Below are 15,881 nucleotides of genomic sequence, written 5' to 3'. Positions count from 1 at the left end.
AGGCTGGTGCGGTGAGGATCGCACGCTTCAGCCACCGAGACGCCATCCGCTACGGCATCGTCGACGAGACCGACCTGGTCGTGCTCGCCGGCGACCCGATGTTCGCGGGATTCGAGACCACCGGCGACCGCGTGCCGCTGGCCGACGCCGCCCTGCTCGCGCCGGTGATCCCGCGCTCGAAGGTCGTCGCCATCGCGCGCAACTACCGCGACCACGCCGCCGAGCTCGGCAACGAGGTCAGCGAAGAGCCGATGCTGTTCCTCAAGCCGAACACCTCGGTCGTGGGCCCCGGCGATGCGATCGTGCTGCCGCCGCAGTCGCAGCGCGTCGAGCACGAGGGCGAGCTCGCGGCGGTCATCGGCACGATCGCGAAGAATGTGCCGGCCGAGCGCGCCCTGCAGTATGTCTTCGGCTACACGATCGCCAACGACGTCACGGCGCGCGACCTGCAGCGCAGCGACGGGCAGTGGTCGCGCGCGAAGGGCTTCGACACGTTCTGCCCGCTGGGACCGGCCATCGAGACCGATTTCGATCCCACCGGCGACGCCGTGATCATCACCCGCGTCGACGGTGAGGTGCGCCAGCGCGGCCCGATCAGCGACATGGTGCACTCGGTCGCCGAGATCATCGCGTATGCGTCGGCGGCGTTCACCTTGCTTCCCGGCGACGTGATCCTCACCGGAACACCGGCCGGCGTCGGCCCGATCGTGAGCGGGCAGACCGTCGAGGTCGAGATCAGCGGACTCGGCGTGCTGCGCAACACCGTGCGCTCGGCGTGAGCGCCGCGGCCGTCGGCATCCCCGACGCGGAGCGACTGCGCGGCGTCCAACGGCGTACGATCTGGATCCTCTCGCTCGGGCAGATCCTCGGCGGCCTGGCCTTCGGTGCGACGGTGTCGCTCGGCGCCGTGCTGGCGGCCGACATCTCGGGCGACGAGGCGTTCTCCGGCTGGGCGACCGCGTCGGTGACGCTCGGCACGGCGCTGACCGCGGTGCCGCTGGCGGCTCTCGCGCGGCGCGGCGGCCGGCGGCCGTCTCTGGCGAGCGGGATGCTGGTGGCCATCGTGGGCGTCGTGCTCGTCGTGTTCGCCACCGGGGCGCGCAGCTTCCCGCTCCTGATCATCGCGTTCGTCCTCGTCGGTGCGGGCCAGGCCGCCAACCTGCAGTCGCGGTTCGCCGCCGCCGACCTCGCCACCGACGCATCTCGCGGCCGCGACCTGTCGATCGTGGTGTGGGCCACGACGATCGGCGCGGTGCTGGGACCCAACCTGGTCGGGCCGGGCGAGGTCATCGGCGATGCGCTGGGCATGCCGTCGCTGACCGGACCGTACCTGTTCACGATCGTCGCCCAGGCGCTGGGCATCGTGCTGTATCTCGCGCTGCTGCGCCCCGACCCGTTGCGGCTCGCCCAGCGCATCACCGCCCATCACGGCGCCGCGGGCGCGCGGGTCGCGCATGCCGACCGGCCCGGCGCCGCGCGGTACGCGATGCTGGCGATCGCCGGCGCCCACGGCGTGATGGTGTCGGTGATGGCGATGACGCCGGTGCACCTGATCCACGCCGGCGCCACGCTCGAGATCATCGGGCTCACCATCAGCCTGCACATCGCCGGGATGTATGCGCTGTCGCCGGTCTTCGGCATCCTCGCCGACCGACTCGGCCGCGTCGCGACGATCCTCGTCGGGCAGGCGCTGCTCGTGGCATCCCTCGTCACCGCCGCTCTGGGTCAGCATTCGGCCGCCGCGGTGACGGTGGCGCTGATCCTGCTGGGGCTGGGCTGGAGTGCGACGACCGTGTCGGGTGCGGCGCTGCTGACCGAGGCGTCGGCCGAAGACCGCCGCACGCGCCGGCAGGGACGCAACGACTTCGTGATGAGCCTGGTCGGGGCGATCGGTGCGATCGTCGCCGGGCTCGTGCTGTCATGGATCGGCTACGGCGGGCTGGCACTGTGTGCCCTGGCGATCGTCGCCGTCGTCACGGCGCTGGCACCGCTCGGTCGCACGCGTCCGCCGGCAGTGGGGGAGGAACGGCCCGCGTCATAGACTGGAGGGCGTGCCTGCATCGCCCCATCCTCTGACCACGACCGCTTCCGGCTCCGACGTCCGCGTCCGTTTCTGCCCGTCGCCGACCGGCCTGCCGCACGTGGGCATGGTGCGCACCGCGCTGTACAACTGGGCCTACGCGCGCCACACCGGCGGCAAGCTCGTGTTCCGCATCGAAGACACCGACGCCGCCCGCGACAGCGAGGAGAGCTACCGCCAGCTCGTCGATGCGCTGACCTGGCTGCGGATCGACTGGGACGAGGGCGTCGAGAAGGGCGGGCCGCACGGCCCGTATCGTCAGTCGCAGCGCACCGAGATCTACGCGGATGTGCTCGCCAAGCTGATGGACGCCGGTCTCGTGTACGAGAGCTATTCGACGGCCGAAGAGATCGACGCCCGCAACGAGGCCAACGGCCGCGCCAAGCAGCTCGGCTACGACAACCACGACCGCGATCTGACCGACGAGCAGAAGGCGGCCTTCCGCGCCGAGGGCCGTGAGCCGGCGTGGCGTCTGCGGGTGCCGAACGAAGACCTCACCTATGTGGACCTCATCCGCGGCGAGGTGACGTTCCCGGCAGGATCGTTCCCCGACTTCGTGCTCGTGCGTGCGGGCGGCAAGGCGCTCTACCCGTTCACGAACCCGGTCGATGACGCGCTCATGGGCGTCACGCACGTGATCCGCGGCGAGGACCTCATGCCGTCGACGGCCCGCCAGCTGGTGCTGTACGACGCCCTCATCAAGGCCGGTGTCACGACCTTCATGCCGCGCTTCGGCCACATGCCGCTGGTGCTGGGGGAGACCGGCAACAAGAAGCTCTCCAAGCGTGACCCGAAGGCCGACCTCTTCCTGCAGCGCGAGAAGGGGTTCATCCACGAGGGTCTGCTGAACTACCTGGCGCTGCTGGGCTGGTCGATCGGCCCTGACCGCGACGTGTTCAGCCTCGAGGAGTTCACCGCGGCATTCGACATCAAGGATGTCAACCCGAACCCCGCCCGCTTCGATCAGAAGAAGGCCGAGGCCATCAACGCGGATCACATCCGGATGCTCGACGGCAAGGACTTCGCCGAGCGGATGATGCCGTACCTGGCCGCCGCGGGTGTGTTCGGCGACGGCGAGCCCACGCACGAGCAGATCGTGCTGGCGTTCCGTGCCGCACCGCTCGTGCAGGAGCGCGTGCAGCTTCTCGGTGAGATTCCCGGGATGCTGGGCTTCCTGTTCGTGGACGAGGTCGAGTTCACGGAGGAGGGCCTGAAGAGCCTGCCGGAGAACGCGACCGAGGTGCTCGTGGCGTCGGTGGGCGCCCTCGAAGACGTGCCCGAGGCCGAGTTCACGCCCGACGCCGTACAGGATGCCCTGAAGGCCGCGCTCGTCGAGGGGCTGGAACTGAAGCCCCGCGTCGCCTACGGTCCGCTGCGGGTCGCGGTGACCGGCCGGCGCGTCTCGCCGCCGCTGTTCGAATCGATGGAGCTGCTCGGCAAGGCCGAGACCCTGCGTCGCCTCGATGCCCTGGTGCAGCACCTCAGCGACTGATCCGCAAGGGGGATGCCGCCTGCGGGCGCGTTCGGTAGCGTGACGTGCCAGCAAGGAGGCCTCATGGCGAATGTGCAGGACGTGGACCGGCTCGACCTCGAGCGGTACGTGGGAATGTGGTTCGAGGTGGGGAGACTTCCCCTTCGCTTCGAAGACGATGACGCTCGCGACGTGACGGCGGAATACTCGCTGAACGACGACGGCACCGTTCAGGTCGACAACAGGTGCCTGAACGCCCAGGGTGAGCCGACTCAGGCGCTGGGGGAGGCGAAGCCGGATCCCGATCACTCTGCGCTCCTGCAGGTGTCGTTCCTGCCGAGCGCGTTGCGGTGGATCCCCTTCACGCGCGCGGACTACTGGGTGCTGAAGATCGATCCGGCGTACCGTCGCGCGCTTGTCGGGACGCCGGACCACAAGCACTTGTGGCTGCTGTCTCGGGAGCCGAGGATCGATCCCCAGGTCGAGGCCGACTTCCTCGCCGAGGCAGAACGGCGGGGCTTCGACCTCACCGAGTGGATCCGTCCGGCACAGTCGGGCCGACGCGTCGAGGTCTGACACGCGCGGCTGTCGGTCGTTTTGCCGCATCTGCCGTCTTCGTCTAGACTTGATCACTGTTGCGGCTTCGGCCGAAACACCATGGGGTATGGTGTAATTGGCAACACGGCTGATTCTGGTTCAGTTGTTCTTGGTTCGAGTCCAGGTACCCCAGCAAGATTGAAACCCCCGCTCGGTCGGGGGTTTTCTTCATTCCCAGGCGTAGTCCCCGCGAGGTGCTGCGCCGGCTCGTGGGCCTCCGTGGCTGAGGGCCGCTCCGGGCCGCGGCATCCCGTCTCACCGCCACATCGGTGAGACTGCAACTGACGGACGAGACAGAGGGAAGCAACCGCTCCCTCGTCCGTCAGTTGCAGTCTCACGGTCACGAGCGACCGAGCGTGTCACATCCGCACTGCCTGTCTCGTCGTCCTTGTATGGCAAAGAATCAGATCCTCGTCCTCGGCGGCGGCTACACGGGCATCGTGACCGCCGCGCGGCTCGCGCGCATGGTGCGCGCCGACGATGCGTCGGTCACCCTGGTGACCGAGCACGCGACGCGCGACGAACGGATGCGCTGGCACCAGCTGGCAGCCGGCGAGTCCTACCCGCGGCTCGACATCGAACAGGCACTCCGCGGCACCGGCGCGGCGCTGAAGGTCGCGCACATCGAGCGCATCGACCTCGCCGCCCGCACCGTCAACACTTCCGGCGGCGAACGCCTGCCCTACGACTCCCTGGTCATCGCGCTGGGCAGCGTCATCGACTTCGGCAGCGTGCCCGGTGCGCACGAGAACGCGCAGGGGCTGACCGACGTCACCTCGATCGCAGACACCGCGAAGCGGGTGGATGCTGCGCCCGACGGTGCCCGCATCACCGTCGTCGGCGGGGGCCTCACCGGCATCGAGCTGGCCACCGAGCTCGCCGAGGCGCACCCGCGGCTGAACGTCGCGATGGTCAGCGCACGCGAGCCCGGCGACTGGCTGAGCGAGCCCGCTCGGAAGCACCTCGCGGAGACCTTCGACCGGCTCGGGATCGAGCACATCACGGGGCGCGTCGCGCGCATCGACGACGACGCCGTCGCATTGGCCGACGGCCGCAGCATCCCCTCGTCCGTCACCTTCTGGGCGGGCGGCTTCCGGGCCAACCCGCTCGTCGAGGCGTCGGGGCTCGAGGTCGACGAGCTGGGACGTGCCCGCGTCGACGAGACGTTCCGGGCGGTCTCGCACCCCGATGTCTGGGTGCTCGGTGACGCCGCACGGGTCGCCGGCCGCGACGGCGAGCCGTTGAAGATGGGCTGCCGCACCGGCGCGTTCATGTCGTTCAGCGCTCCGCAGAAGATCGCCCGCGAGCTCGCCGGCGCGACCTCTTCGCCGTACGCAGGGCGCTACTTCGCCGAGTGCATCAGCCTCGGGCGGCACGATGCGCTCGTGCAGTGGCTTACGCCCGAGGGTGCCCCGACCGCACGCATCACGACCGGGCGTGCCGCCGTGTCGATCAAGGAGTTCATCCATCGCGGCAACCAGATGGTCCCGCGGCATCCCGGTCCGTACCTCCCGATGCGGCGCGCGCATGTTCTCACCCCGACCGGCGGTCATCGCGAGAAGATCAGGGCATGACCGAGATCGATCAGGCGCTGCGCAGCGTGGCATTCCGCGCCGCGTATCGCATGCTCGGCTCGATCGCCGATGCCGAAGACGTGGCGCAGACGGCGATCGAGCGGATGCTGCGGCTCGACGACGACGCGCAGCCACGCAACCCCGAGGCCTGGCTCACGACCGTCGCGACACGCCTGGCCGTCGACCAGCTGCGCTCGGCGCGCGCACGGCGCGAGCAGTACGTGGGCGACTGGCTGCCCGAACCCCTGGTGGGCAGCACGCTCGCACCGTCACCCGATGCGTCCGGTCACGCCGAACTCGCCGAGGAGCTCTCGTTCGCGTTCCTCGTGCTGTTGGAGACGCTCACGCCCAGCGAGCGGGCGGCGTTCCTGCTGCACGACGTGCTCGACTACCCGTACGACGAGGTCGCGTCGATCCTCGATCGGCCGACATCGGGCGCGGTGCGGCAGCTGGTCTCGCGGGCGCGGACGCGCGTGGCCGGGCGCGAGCCGCGGTACGCGGCATCCACCGCCGAACAGCAGCGGCTGGTGTCACAGTTCATGACCGCGATCGAGTCGGGCGAGGTCGACGGCTTCGTCGGTCTGTTGGCCGACGACGTGGCCATGGTCGGCGACGGCGGGGGACAGGTCCCTCCCGGCTTCGCGATCAGCCATTCGGTGCGCGGCGCCGATGCGGTCTCGAAACTGCTCGCGTCCTTCGGGCGGCGCGCGGTCTTCCCCGCGCACATGGCGCCGTGCGCGGTCAACGGCGGTCCCGGGGTCGTCATCATCGCGGACCTGCCGGTCGGCGGCGGCGTGATCGCGGTCATGTCGCTCGACGTGCGGGACGGGCTGATCGCGGCCGTGCACGGGGTGGTCAATCCCGAGAAGCTGCGGCACCTGGTGCCGCTGTTCGGACCGCTCGCAGACCTCGAGGCGGTCCGCAGTGCGGAGCGGGCGTTCGCCAAGCACACGCCCGGCTCGCGGTGACGGGAACACCCGGGTGCCCGGTGCGGTTGTGCGTGCCATGAGCGAAATCGAGTTCGGGTTGGACACCTTCGGCGGCGTCACCCCCGACGCGCAGGGCGAGCCGGTGCCGCACCCCCAGGTGATCCGCGATCTGATCGACGACGCGGTCGTCGCCGACGAGACCGGGTTGGACTTCTTCGGGGTGGGGGAGCACCATCGCCCCGACTTCGCCGTCTCCAGCCCCGAGATGGTGCTGGCGGCCATCGCATCACGCACCGAGCGGATCCGTCTGGGTTCTGCGGTGACGGTGCTCAGCTCCGACGACCCGGTGCGCGTCTACGAGCGCTTCGCGACGCTGGATGCCGTCTCGAACGGCCGCGCCGAGATCGTCGCCGGCCGCGGGTCGTTCATCGAGTCGTTCCCTCTGTTCGGTTACGACCTGCACGACTACGAAGTGCTCTTCGAAGAGAAGCTCGCGCTTCTGTCCGCACTGCTGACAGAGGAGCCGGTCACGTGGCAGGGCACGACCCGCGCGTCGCTGACCGACCAGCGCGTGTACCCCACGACCGAGAAGGGCATCACGGCATGGGTCGGCGTCGGCGGCAGTCCCGAGTCCGTCGTGCGCACCGCACGCTACGGCTTCGGGCTCTTCCTCGCCATCATCGGGGGTCCCGCCACACGCTTCGCGCCGTACATCGCCCTGTTCGAACGGGCGCAGGACCAACTCGAGATCGCGCATCGGCCGATCGCCGTGCATTCGCCGGGTCTCGTCGCCGAGACCGACGAGAGAGCGCGCGAGATCGTACATGACGGGTGGCTGGCCATGCGCACGCAGATGGGCAAGGAGCGCGGGTGGGCCCCGCCGCGCCCGGGCGACTTCGAGAACGAGATCGAAGAGGGCGCGCTGTACGTGGGTGGTCCCGAGACCGTCGCCCGCAAGATCGTGCGCACGCTGCAGACGCTGAAGGTCGATCGCTTCGACTTCAAGTTCGACCAGCCGGTGCCGCACGCCGACCAGCTGCACTCCATCGAGCTGTACGGGCAGAAGGTCGTGCCGATGGTCAAAGACATGCTGAGCTGACGCGGGGTGTGGATGCCGCGACCTCATGCCTCGCGCGCATAGGCTGGACGCATGCTGAGCGGCCGCATCCGTCCCATTGAAACCCGTGAGCTCACCGTGCAGGCGCCCTCCATCGATGAGACGCGCCAGCAGGTGCGCAGCGAGGTTCCCGAGGGATGGGATCTGACCGACGCCGCGGCCACCATGCCGAAGGCGTCGACGATGATCACGCTCAACGCGAAGATGGCCCGGCGCGACGGCGTGGAGGAGATCGAGGCCGAAGACATCGCCGCGCTCCGCGCGAAAGTGCCCGAGGGGTGGCAGCTGCTCAGCGTCTGCGAGATCTGAGGGTCAGGACGCCCCGCAGCGATACAGGCCGGAGAGCGCGGCTTCGTCGGTCGAGACCTCGGTGCAGTTCGACGTGACCCAGTCGCGGATCTGCGAAGACACCGTCGACGTCGTTCCCGATGCGAAGAAGCCGCCCCGGCCGCTGCTCGTCGCGAGCACATACGGAATGTCGCCGGCCTGCACCATGGCGGTGAACGCGGCCAGCGTGGGCACCGGGTCGCCCCCGTTGAATCCGCCGATGGGCAGGATCGATCCGCCGTCCGAGGCGATGATGAGCCCGGCCGCCGTCTGCGCACCGAACACCGCCACGAGGTAGCGGGAGTCGGTCGCGTTCTTCTCGACGTAGTCGAGGAGGGCGGAATCAGAGCCGCTGAAACCGGCTGTGGGGCCGCCCCCGAATCCGCTGGGCGCGCCCGCTGAACCGGACCGGCCCTGCCCGCCGAAGGCTCGGCTGGGCGGCATGCCGCCGTTCTGGCCGAACCCGCCGTCGCCGCGCTGCGAGAAGCCCGCGCCGCCCATGTTGCCGGTCGCCTGCGGTCCGCCGAGCGGCTGCTGGCGCCCCGATCCGCGGCCGAAGAGGCTCGTGCCGCCGCCGCCCGCAGAGTCGCTGACGCCGCCGGCCACAGGATTCACGCTGCTCGGGTGCGCGATCGTCACGACCGCCCACGACATCGGCGTCAGCAGGAGCGCGACGACGGCCAGCATCGGAACGACCACGCGCGGGAAGTGGGGCCGGCGCCGTTCCCACAGCAGGACCGCAACGGTGACGGCTGCGACCACCAGCTGGACGATGGCGAACGGCACGGAGTATCCGCCGTAGAACAGGGCGATGCCGAGGGCAGTCAGGGATGCCGCGGTCACCAGCGCGATCGGCGGCCACAGCATCCGCTTCCGTCGTGAGAGTCCGATCGCGACGCCGATCAGCAGTCCCATCGGCACCGAGAGCGCTGCCGTGTAGAACTCGTGCATGCCGGCGACCGTGGAGAACATCGCGAGGAAGGTGATGAGCCACCCGCCGAGGAACACCCACACGCGTGCCGACACACGCAGTGTGATGAGGATCGCGACCGCGAGGAGCGCGGCGGGGATCATCCACCCGATCTGTCCGGCCAGCTGGCTGTTGAAGAGCCGGAAGACTCCGGCGCTGCCCGAGTACGGGGGAGTGAACGAGTTGTAGGCGGTGCTGTCGGCGGTGGTCGCGCCGAACCGCCCGAGCCCGTTGTAGCCGAACACCATCTCCCACGGGCTGTTGTGCAGCGTGCTGCCGATGTACGGACGCGAGCCGGCGGGCACGAGGGCGACGACGGCGATCCACGCGACCGAGAGCGCGGCACTCGTGAGTCCGGCGACCGCGAGGTGCGCGATGCGGCGACGGAGCGGAATGCGCGCGCACAGGTACGCCGCGGCCAGCGCCGGCCACACCGCCCACGCCTCGAGCATGTAGCACTGGAACGCCAGGGCGATGAACGCGCCCGCGAGCACGAGCCAGCGCAGGCTCGCCCGTTCGAGCGCCTTCGTGGCCGCCCACGCCACGAGCGCGAGAGCGAGGACGAAGAACGTCTCGGGCTGGTTCGAACGCGCCACCGCCACGAGGATCGGGGTCGTGGCGGTGACGGCACCGGCGACGATGCCCGCGACCGGACCCGCCATGCGCTTCGCGGTGACGGCGACCAGGATCACCGCGGCGATCGCGGCGAGGGCATTCGGGAGGACCACGGAGAGTGTCGAGAAGCCGAAGAGCTTCACGAACAGGGCGGGCACCCAGTACGACCCGGGGATCTTGTCGAGCGTGACGGTCCCGGCCGGGTCGAGTGCGCCGAAGAAGAAGTTCGACCAGCTCTTGCTCATCGACAGGGCGATGGCGGCGTAATAGTCCGACCGAGAGCCGGCCCACGAGCCCCACACGGTGAGCACGGCCGTGCCGAGCCCGAGCACGGTCAGCGCCCCGTGCCACGGGGTCAGCCGGCGGGGAACGAGCCGTGCTGTTGCGTGCGCCGGGAGGGGCGCGGTGGCGGTGACCATGTCGCTCACGGTAGAACCCGTGGGCGAAGGTGCTCTCTGCGCGGGATATGAACTCGCTGTGTCGCGGCGGCGCCGATCAGATGTCGGCTGAGTCTCCCGGATCGAGCTCGAGGAACTCGCCGCCGCCCTGCTCCGTCGCCCAGGTGAGCCGATCGCGCCCGCTGCGCAGTCCGAGAGCTGAGATCGTCATGTCGTGCGTGCCGAACGCGCGCCGCGGCGCGACGGCGAGCACGAAGTCCATCGCCTCGCCGATCTTCAGCCACGGCGCACCGATCGGGGCTGCCAGCAGAGCGACATCGCGCCTCTCGGGCACGGCGTACGAGTCACCCGGATAGTAGAACTCGTCGTCGACGAGCACCCCGACGTTGTCGATCACCGGGATCGATTCGTGGATGACCGCGTGCCTGCCGCCGAAGAACTCGAGGGTGAAGGGATCGACGGTGATCCGGTCTCCGGGCGCGACGACCGTGATGTCGTAGCCGGATGCCGCGGCCGCCACGCCTGCGGGACCGTACACGGGCAGCGGGCCGGTCTGTTTCATGATGCGGTCGAGGTGCTGGGGCGTCCAGTGGTCGGCGTGCTCATGCGTGATGACGATCGCGACGACGTCGTGCAGATCCGTGAAGGGGTTCGTGTATGCGCCCGGGTCGATGATGAGACACTTGCCGTTCGACTCGAGCAGAAGAGCGGCGTGTTCGTGCTTGGTGACTCGCATGTGAGAAGTCAACCCCGCCCGCCGGAATCAGGCAAGCCGCGGCATCCCACCCTCGATTTGGCGACGCTCGTCGGGGCATGGCATACTTGAACGGTTGCCTCCGGAGCTCCGGAGAAGACGGCCCCATCGTATAGCGGCCTAGTACGCCGCCCTCTCACGGCGGTAACGCGGGTTCGAATCCCGCTGGGGTCACAGTGAGAGAAGAGCCGGTCCGAAAGGGCCGGCTCTTTCGTTTGCGCGTGGCGTCCGTCGGCTATGCTTGACGCCGCGAGAGGGAGTATCCCGTCCATCGCGTGTTCGTCATCACGGAGTCCGTCGGAGGATTCCCGGGCACGCACCGCAGCCGCGGGGGAGAGACTTTCGACGGAACGTCGACCCCTCGAAAGGGCCCCCATGGATTTCGTGATCCCCGCGTGGTTCGAGATCACCGCGATGGTGGTGCTCGTGCTCATCCTCGCCGCCGACCTGCTGCTGATCCTCAAGCGCCCGCACATTCCCTCGATGAAGGAGGCGACCCTGTGGGTCGTCTTCTACGTGTGCCTGGCGCTCGTGTTCGCCGTGCTGCTGCTGTGGGCCACCGGCAGCGGTGATGCCGCCGGTGAGTTCGTCGCCGGCTGGCTGACGGAGTACAGCCTGTCGATCGACAACCTGTTCGTCTTCGTCCTGCTGATGACGCAGTTCTCGGTGCCGCGCCGCTACCAGCAGGAGGTGTTGATGGTCGGCATCATCATCGCACTGGTTCTGCGCGGCCTGTTCATCCTGCTCGGCGCGGCGCTCATCGAGAACTTCAGCTGGATCTTCTACATCTTCGGCGCATTCCTCGTCTACACGGCCTGGAAGCAGGCGTTCCCCGGCAAGGAGGAGGACGATGCCCAGACGCAGACGTGGATCGTCCGGATCCTGCGCCGGTTCATCGACATCAGCGACGAGTACGACGGCCGCAAGATCCGCACCGTCGTGGACGGCAAGAAGGTCCTCACACCGATGCTGCTCGTGTTCGTCGCCATCGGGTTCACCGACCTGATCTTCGCGATCGACTCGATCCCTGCGATCTTCGGGATCACGCAGAACGCCTTCATCGTCTTCGCCACGAACGTGTTCGCCCTGATGGGTCTGCGCCAGCTGTACTTCCTGCTGGGCGGGCTTCTCGACCGACTGCGGTACCTGCACTTCGGCATCGCGTTCATCCTCGCGTTCATCGGCGTCAAGCTGTTCTTCCACGCCCTCGCCGTCAACGAACTGCCGTTCATCAACGGCGGCCACCCCGTCGAGTGGGCTCCCGACATCTCGACCTGGGTGTCGCTCGGCGTCATCATCCTGTCGATGGTCGTCGCCGCCGGCGCGAGCGCCATCGCCGCCGGGCGCGAGAAGCGGGCGGTCGCGGCGTCTTCCGACGATCAGCCCTGAGCGCTCGTCACGCGGCCGGGGGCACCCGTCTGCGGTGGTAACCTGGCGTGGTGCGGATCGCGCGGCTTCTCCTTACGTGCCGCGGCGGGTTCTGATATCAGCCCAGGCTCGTCGCGGAGTTCGTCGTGGGCACACCCCGGTAACTGTGGAGAACGAACAGCAATGAGCACACCCGCATCTGTGATTCCCGATCACCCTCGGACTCTGGCCGAGAAGGTCTGGGACGACCACCTGGTGGTCAAGGGCGAAGACGGTCAGCCCGACCTCATCTACATCGACCTGCACCTGGTGCACGAGGTCACGAGCCCGCAGGCCTTCGACGGCCTTCGCGCGGAGGGACGCCCGGTGCGCCGCCTCGACCTGACGATCGCCACCGAAGACCACAACACGCCCACGATCGACATCGACAAGCCGATCGCCGACCTCACCAGCCGCACCCAGATCGAGACCCTGCGACACAACGCCGCGGAGTTCGGGGTGCGCATCCACTCGCTGGGCGACAAGGAGCAGGGCATCGTCCACGTCGTGGGTCCCCAGCTGGGCCTGACGATGCCGGGCATCACCGTCGTCTGCGGCGACAGCCACACGTCGACCCACGGCGCGTTCGGCGCCATGGCGTTCGGCATCGGCACGAGCGAGGTCGAGCATGTGCTGGCCACGCAGACGCTGCCGCTGAAGCCGTTCAAGACGATGGCGATCACGGTGGAGGGCGAGCTGAACCCCGGCGTGACCGCGAAGGACATCATCCTCGCCGTCATCGCGAAGATCGGCACCAACGGCGGCCAGGGCTACGTGCTCGAGTACCGCGGCAGCGCGATCCGCTCGCTGTCGATGGAAGGCCGCATGACGATGTGCAACATGTCGATCGAGGCGGGGGCGCGCGCCGGCATGGTGGCACCCGACGAGACGACGTTCGCATATCTCAAGGGGCGTCCGCACGCGCCGCAGGGCGATGACTGGGACGAAGCCGTGGCCTATTGGCGCACTCTTCCCTCCGATGAGGGCGCCGTGTACGACGCCGAGGTCTTCATCGACGCGGCCGATCTCGAGCCGTTCGTGACCTGGGGGACGAACCCGGGCCAGGGCGTCTCGCTGTCGGGGGCGGTGCCGTCGCCGGACGACTTCGAGGATCCCAACGCCAAGGCCGCCGCCGAGCGCGCGCTGGCCTACATGGATCTGGCTCCCGGCACCCGCATGAAGGACATCCCGGTGGATGCCGTGTTCATGGGCTCGTGCACGAACAGCCGCATCGAGGACCTGCGCCAGTTCGCATCGATCGTGAAGGGTCGCAAGAAGGCCGAGAACGTGCGCGTCATGGTCGTGCCGGGCTCGGCACGCGTGCGGCTCGAAGCCGAGGCGGAGGGCCTGGACAAGGTGTTCGAGGACTTCGGCGCCGAATGGCGGTTCGCCGGCTGCTCGATGTGCCTGGGCATGAACCCCGACCAGCTGGCACCGGGTGAGCGATGCGCATCCACCAGCAACCGCAACTTCGAGGGCCGGCAGGGCAAGGGCGGGCGCACGCACCTCGTCTCACCGCTCGTCGCGGCCGCCACGGCAATCCGCGGCACGCTCTCCAGCCCGAGTGATGTGGATGCCGCAGCCGATGACACCGCTCGTCTGACCGCTTCGACGACCGACGTGAAGGGCGCCTGACATGGACAAGTTCACCACGCACACCGGTGTGGCCGCGCCTCTGCAGCGCTCCGCCGTCGACACCGACCAGATCATTCCCGCCGTCTACCTGAAGCGGGTCACCAAGACCGGTTTCGACGACGCCCTGTTCGCGAGCTGGCGGCAGGATCCCGAGTTCGTCCTCAACCAGGAGCCCTATCGCCATGCGTCGGTCCTGGTGGCGGGACCCGACTTCGGAACCGGCTCGAGCCGCGAACACGCCGTGTGGGCGCTGCGCGACTACGGATTCAAGGCCGTGCTGAGCCCGAGGTTCGCCGACATCTTCCGCGGCAACGCGGGAAAGCAAGGCCTGGTCACGGGTGTCATCTCCGAGGAGGATGTGGAGCGCCTCTGGGCCGCGATCACGGCCTCTCCGGGCGTGGAGATGACGATCGATCTGCAGGCGCGCACCGCGACCCTGGGTGATATCCAGGTGACCTTCGACATCGACGATTACACTAGGTGGCGGCTTCTGGAGGGGCTCGACGACATCGGGCTGACCCTCCGCAATGAAGACAGAATCGCCGCTTACGAGGCGCGTCGAGCACGCTGGAAGCCGCGCACCCTCCCGGTGCCCTCTCCAGCTGACTGACTGATTCCGACACCTGTGAGGCAGACTGCATGACACTCCTGAACGGCTTGGCATCCACCGACGGTCGCACGGGAGGGTCCGGCGAAGCGCTGGCCATCCGCGGCGGACAACCGCTCCGCGGTCGTGTCGACGTCAAGGGCGCGAAGAACCTGGTGACCAAGGCCATGGTCGCTGCCCTCCTCGGTGAGACGCCGAGCACGCTGCGTGACGTCCCCGACATCAGCGACGTGTCCGTCGTGCGCTCTCTGCTCGAGGTGCACGGCGTGCGTGTGACCGCCGGTGACGAACCGGGCTCGTTCACGTTCGACCCCGCCGACGTCGCCTCGGCGCACATGGAGGAGATCGACGCGCACGCCGGTGCGAGCCGCATCCCGATCCTGTTCTGCGGCCCGCTGCTGCACCAGCTCGGCCAGGCGTTCATCCCCGACCTCGGCGGGTGCCGCATCGGCGACCGGCCGATCGACTTCCATCTCGACGCCCTGCGCAAGTTCGGCGCCGTGGTCGAGAAGCTGCCCAGCGGCATCCGTCTGTCGGCTCCCAACGGGCTGCACGGGGCGAACATCCACCTGCCCTACCCGAGTGTGGGCGCGACCGAGCAGGTGCTGCTGACGGCCGTGCGATCGCGCGGCGTGACCGAGCTGCGCAACGCGGCCATCGAGCCCGAGATCATGGATCTGATCGCGGTGCTGCAGAAGATGGGCGCGATCATCTCGTACGAGCCGAATCGCGTCATCCTCATCGAGGGCGTCGACCGGCTCTCCGGCTACGACCACCGCGCGATCTTCGACCGCAACGAGGCCGCGAGCTGGGCGAGTGCCGCACTGGCGACCGACGGTGAGATCTTCGTCGCCGGCGCGCGCCAGCAGGAGATGCTCACGTTCCTGAACATCGTGCGCAAGGTCGGCGGCGACTTCGACATCCGTGAGGACGGCATCCTGTTCCGGCGTGCCGGCGATCTGCAGGCCGTGACCGTCGAGACGGACGTGCACCCCGGCTTCATGACCGACTGGCAGCAGCCGCTGATCGTGGCGCTGACCCAGGCGACCGGCACGTCGATCGTGCACGAGACGGTATATGAGAACCGCTTCGGCTTCACCCAGGCGCTGGTGAAGATGGGCGCCGACATCACCGTGCACCCGCACGGTCTGCAGGAGGGCCCGCGGCGCGTTCCGCGGCGCAACCTCGAGCAGGCGGCGGTCATCAGCGGTCCCACGCCGCTGCGCGGAGCCGACATCACCGTCCCCGACCTGCGCGGCGGGTACAGCCATGTCATCGCGGCGCTGACCGCCACCGGCTCGTCGACCGTGCACAACGTCGGCATCATCAGCCGCGGCTACGAGAAGCTGTACGACAAGCTCGCCGCCCTCGGCGCCGACTTCGACGTTCTGGGGTGACCC

The 15,881-nt window shown here is 68.8% G+C and carries 14 protein-coding genes and 2 tRNA genes; 14 read left to right on the top strand and 2 right to left on the bottom strand.

Translation table 11 applies throughout. The annotated features are described in order from the left end of the window. Window positions 1–11 precede the first annotated feature (11 nt). From ABMQ42_RS13980 to ABMQ42_RS13940, 9 genes are all read left to right on the top strand, one after another. A complete protein-coding gene (locus ABMQ42_RS13980) occupies window positions 12–779 on the top strand; it encodes a fumarylacetoacetate hydrolase family protein (RefSeq protein WP_349723597.1) in 768 nt (255 codons plus the stop codon). Continuing rightward, window positions 776–2,041: an MFS transporter gene (locus ABMQ42_RS13975; RefSeq protein ID WP_349723596.1), complete on the top strand. Its 1,266-nt coding sequence runs from the start codon at window positions 776–778 to the stop codon at window positions 2,039–2,041. The genes ABMQ42_RS13980 and ABMQ42_RS13975 overlap by 4 nt, the downstream gene beginning before the upstream one ends. Before the next feature lie 10 nt (window positions 2,042–2,051). Beyond that, the gene (gene gltX, locus ABMQ42_RS13970; protein WP_349723595.1) at window positions 2,052–3,572 is read left to right on the top strand and encodes a glutamate--tRNA ligase; all 1,521 of its coding nucleotides are present in this window, start codon (window positions 2,052–2,054) and stop codon (window positions 3,570–3,572) included. Between the two features lie 63 nt (window positions 3,573–3,635). Beyond that, entirely contained in the window at window positions 3,636–4,127 is a 492-nt protein-coding gene (locus tag ABMQ42_RS13965; RefSeq protein WP_349723594.1) for a lipocalin family protein, read from the top strand. A gap of 82 nt (window positions 4,128–4,209) precedes the next feature. Further along, window positions 4,210–4,281: transfer RNA gene (locus tag ABMQ42_RS13960), tRNA-Gln, on the top strand. 259 nt (window positions 4,282–4,540) lie between these two features. Beyond that, window positions 4,541–5,722: an NAD(P)/FAD-dependent oxidoreductase gene (locus tag ABMQ42_RS13955; RefSeq protein ID WP_349723593.1), complete on the top strand. Its 1,182-nt coding sequence runs from the start codon at window positions 4,541–4,543 to the stop codon at window positions 5,720–5,722. Further along, on the top strand, window positions 5,719–6,690 hold the full coding sequence (gene sigJ / locus ABMQ42_RS13950; RefSeq protein WP_349723592.1) for an RNA polymerase sigma factor SigJ: 972 nt from the start codon (window positions 5,719–5,721) through the stop codon (window positions 6,688–6,690). The genes ABMQ42_RS13955 and sigJ overlap by 4 nt, the downstream gene beginning before the upstream one ends. Window positions 6,691–6,727: 37 nt before the next feature. Then, window positions 6,728–7,750 carry an LLM class flavin-dependent oxidoreductase gene (locus ABMQ42_RS13945; RefSeq protein ID WP_349723591.1) on the top strand — a complete coding sequence of 341 codons (1,023 nt, stop codon included), beginning with the start codon at window positions 6,728–6,730 and terminating at the stop codon, window positions 7,748–7,750. 51 nt (window positions 7,751–7,801) lie between these two features. Beyond that, window positions 7,802–8,077: a hypothetical protein gene (locus ABMQ42_RS13940; protein WP_349723590.1), complete on the top strand. Its 276-nt coding sequence runs from the start codon at window positions 7,802–7,804 to the stop codon at window positions 8,075–8,077. Window positions 8,078–8,080: 3 nt separating this feature from the next. Here the strand turns inward: ABMQ42_RS13940 and ABMQ42_RS13935 are convergent, their stop codons facing one another. Next, window positions 8,081–10,099, bottom strand: a complete 2,019-nt coding sequence (locus tag ABMQ42_RS13935) for an ArnT family glycosyltransferase (protein WP_349723589.1) — start codon at window positions 10,097–10,099, stop codon at window positions 8,081–8,083. Between the two features lie 76 nt (window positions 10,100–10,175). Continuing rightward, window positions 10,176–10,814: an MBL fold metallo-hydrolase gene (locus tag ABMQ42_RS13930; RefSeq protein WP_349723588.1), complete on the bottom strand. Its 639-nt coding sequence runs from the start codon at window positions 10,812–10,814 to the stop codon at window positions 10,176–10,178. A gap of 119 nt (window positions 10,815–10,933) precedes the next feature. Between ABMQ42_RS13930 and ABMQ42_RS13925 the strand changes: the two genes are divergently transcribed. The 5 genes from ABMQ42_RS13925 (at window position 10,934) to murA (ending at window position 15,878) form a co-directional block, all read left to right on the top strand. Further along, a tRNA-Glu gene (locus tag ABMQ42_RS13925) sits at window positions 10,934–11,006 on the top strand. 201 nt (window positions 11,007–11,207) lie between these two features. After that, window positions 11,208–12,221: a TerC/Alx family metal homeostasis membrane protein gene (locus tag ABMQ42_RS13920; protein WP_349723587.1), complete on the top strand. Its 1,014-nt coding sequence runs from the start codon at window positions 11,208–11,210 to the stop codon at window positions 12,219–12,221. A gap of 162 nt (window positions 12,222–12,383) precedes the next feature. Continuing rightward, window positions 12,384–13,874: a 3-isopropylmalate dehydratase large subunit gene (leuC, locus tag ABMQ42_RS13915; RefSeq protein ID WP_349723586.1), complete on the top strand. Its 1,491-nt coding sequence runs from the start codon at window positions 12,384–12,386 to the stop codon at window positions 13,872–13,874. Between the two features lies 1 nt (window position 13,875). After that, the gene (gene leuD, locus ABMQ42_RS13910; protein ID WP_349723585.1) at window positions 13,876–14,484 is read left to right on the top strand and encodes a 3-isopropylmalate dehydratase small subunit; all 609 of its coding nucleotides are present in this window, start codon (window positions 13,876–13,878) and stop codon (window positions 14,482–14,484) included. Window positions 14,485–14,513: 29 nt separating this feature from the next. Continuing rightward, on the top strand, window positions 14,514–15,878 hold the full coding sequence (gene murA / locus ABMQ42_RS13905) for a UDP-N-acetylglucosamine 1-carboxyvinyltransferase (RefSeq protein WP_349723584.1): 1,365 nt from the start codon (window positions 14,514–14,516) through the stop codon (window positions 15,876–15,878). The last annotated feature ends 3 nt before the right edge of the window (window positions 15,879–15,881 follow it).

Origin of the sequence: Microbacterium sp. KR10-403 (assembly GCF_040196215.1) — a bacterium.
In the GTDB taxonomy this organism is placed as follows: domain Bacteria; phylum Actinomycetota; class Actinomycetes; order Actinomycetales; family Microbacteriaceae; genus Microbacterium.
The sequence above is the reverse complement of the archived record's forward strand: the minus strand, read 5'-3'. Positions and strand labels throughout refer to the sequence as shown.

Excerpts from the sequence above, each read along its gene's own strand:
- ABMQ42_RS13955 (WP_349723593.1), top strand. The coding sequence starts at position 4,541 with ATGGCAAAGAATCAGATCCTCGTCCTCGGCGGCGGCTACACGGGCATC.
- murA (WP_349723584.1), top strand. The coding sequence starts at position 14,514 with ATGACACTCCTGAACGGCTTGGCATCCACCGACGGTCGCACGGGAGGG.
- ABMQ42_RS13945 (WP_349723591.1), top strand. The coding sequence starts at position 6,728 with ATGAGCGAAATCGAGTTCGGGTTGGACACCTTCGGCGGCGTCACCCCC.
- ABMQ42_RS13940 (WP_349723590.1), top strand. The coding sequence starts at position 7,802 with ATGCTGAGCGGCCGCATCCGTCCCATTGAAACCCGTGAGCTCACCGTG.
- ABMQ42_RS13965 (WP_349723594.1), top strand. The coding sequence starts at position 3,636 with ATGGCGAATGTGCAGGACGTGGACCGGCTCGACCTCGAGCGGTACGTG.
- ABMQ42_RS13935 (WP_349723589.1), bottom strand. The coding sequence starts at position 10,099 with ATGGTCACCGCCACCGCGCCCCTCCCGGCGCACGCAACAGCACGGCTC.
- leuD (WP_349723585.1), top strand. The coding sequence starts at position 13,876 with ATGGACAAGTTCACCACGCACACCGGTGTGGCCGCGCCTCTGCAGCGC.
- sigJ (WP_349723592.1), top strand. The coding sequence starts at position 5,719 with ATGACCGAGATCGATCAGGCGCTGCGCAGCGTGGCATTCCGCGCCGCG.
- ABMQ42_RS13930 (WP_349723588.1), bottom strand. The coding sequence starts at position 10,814 with ATGCGAGTCACCAAGCACGAACACGCCGCTCTTCTGCTCGAGTCGAAC.
- ABMQ42_RS13920 (WP_349723587.1), top strand. The coding sequence starts at position 11,208 with ATGGATTTCGTGATCCCCGCGTGGTTCGAGATCACCGCGATGGTGGTG.
- leuC (WP_349723586.1), top strand. The coding sequence starts at position 12,384 with ATGAGCACACCCGCATCTGTGATTCCCGATCACCCTCGGACTCTGGCC.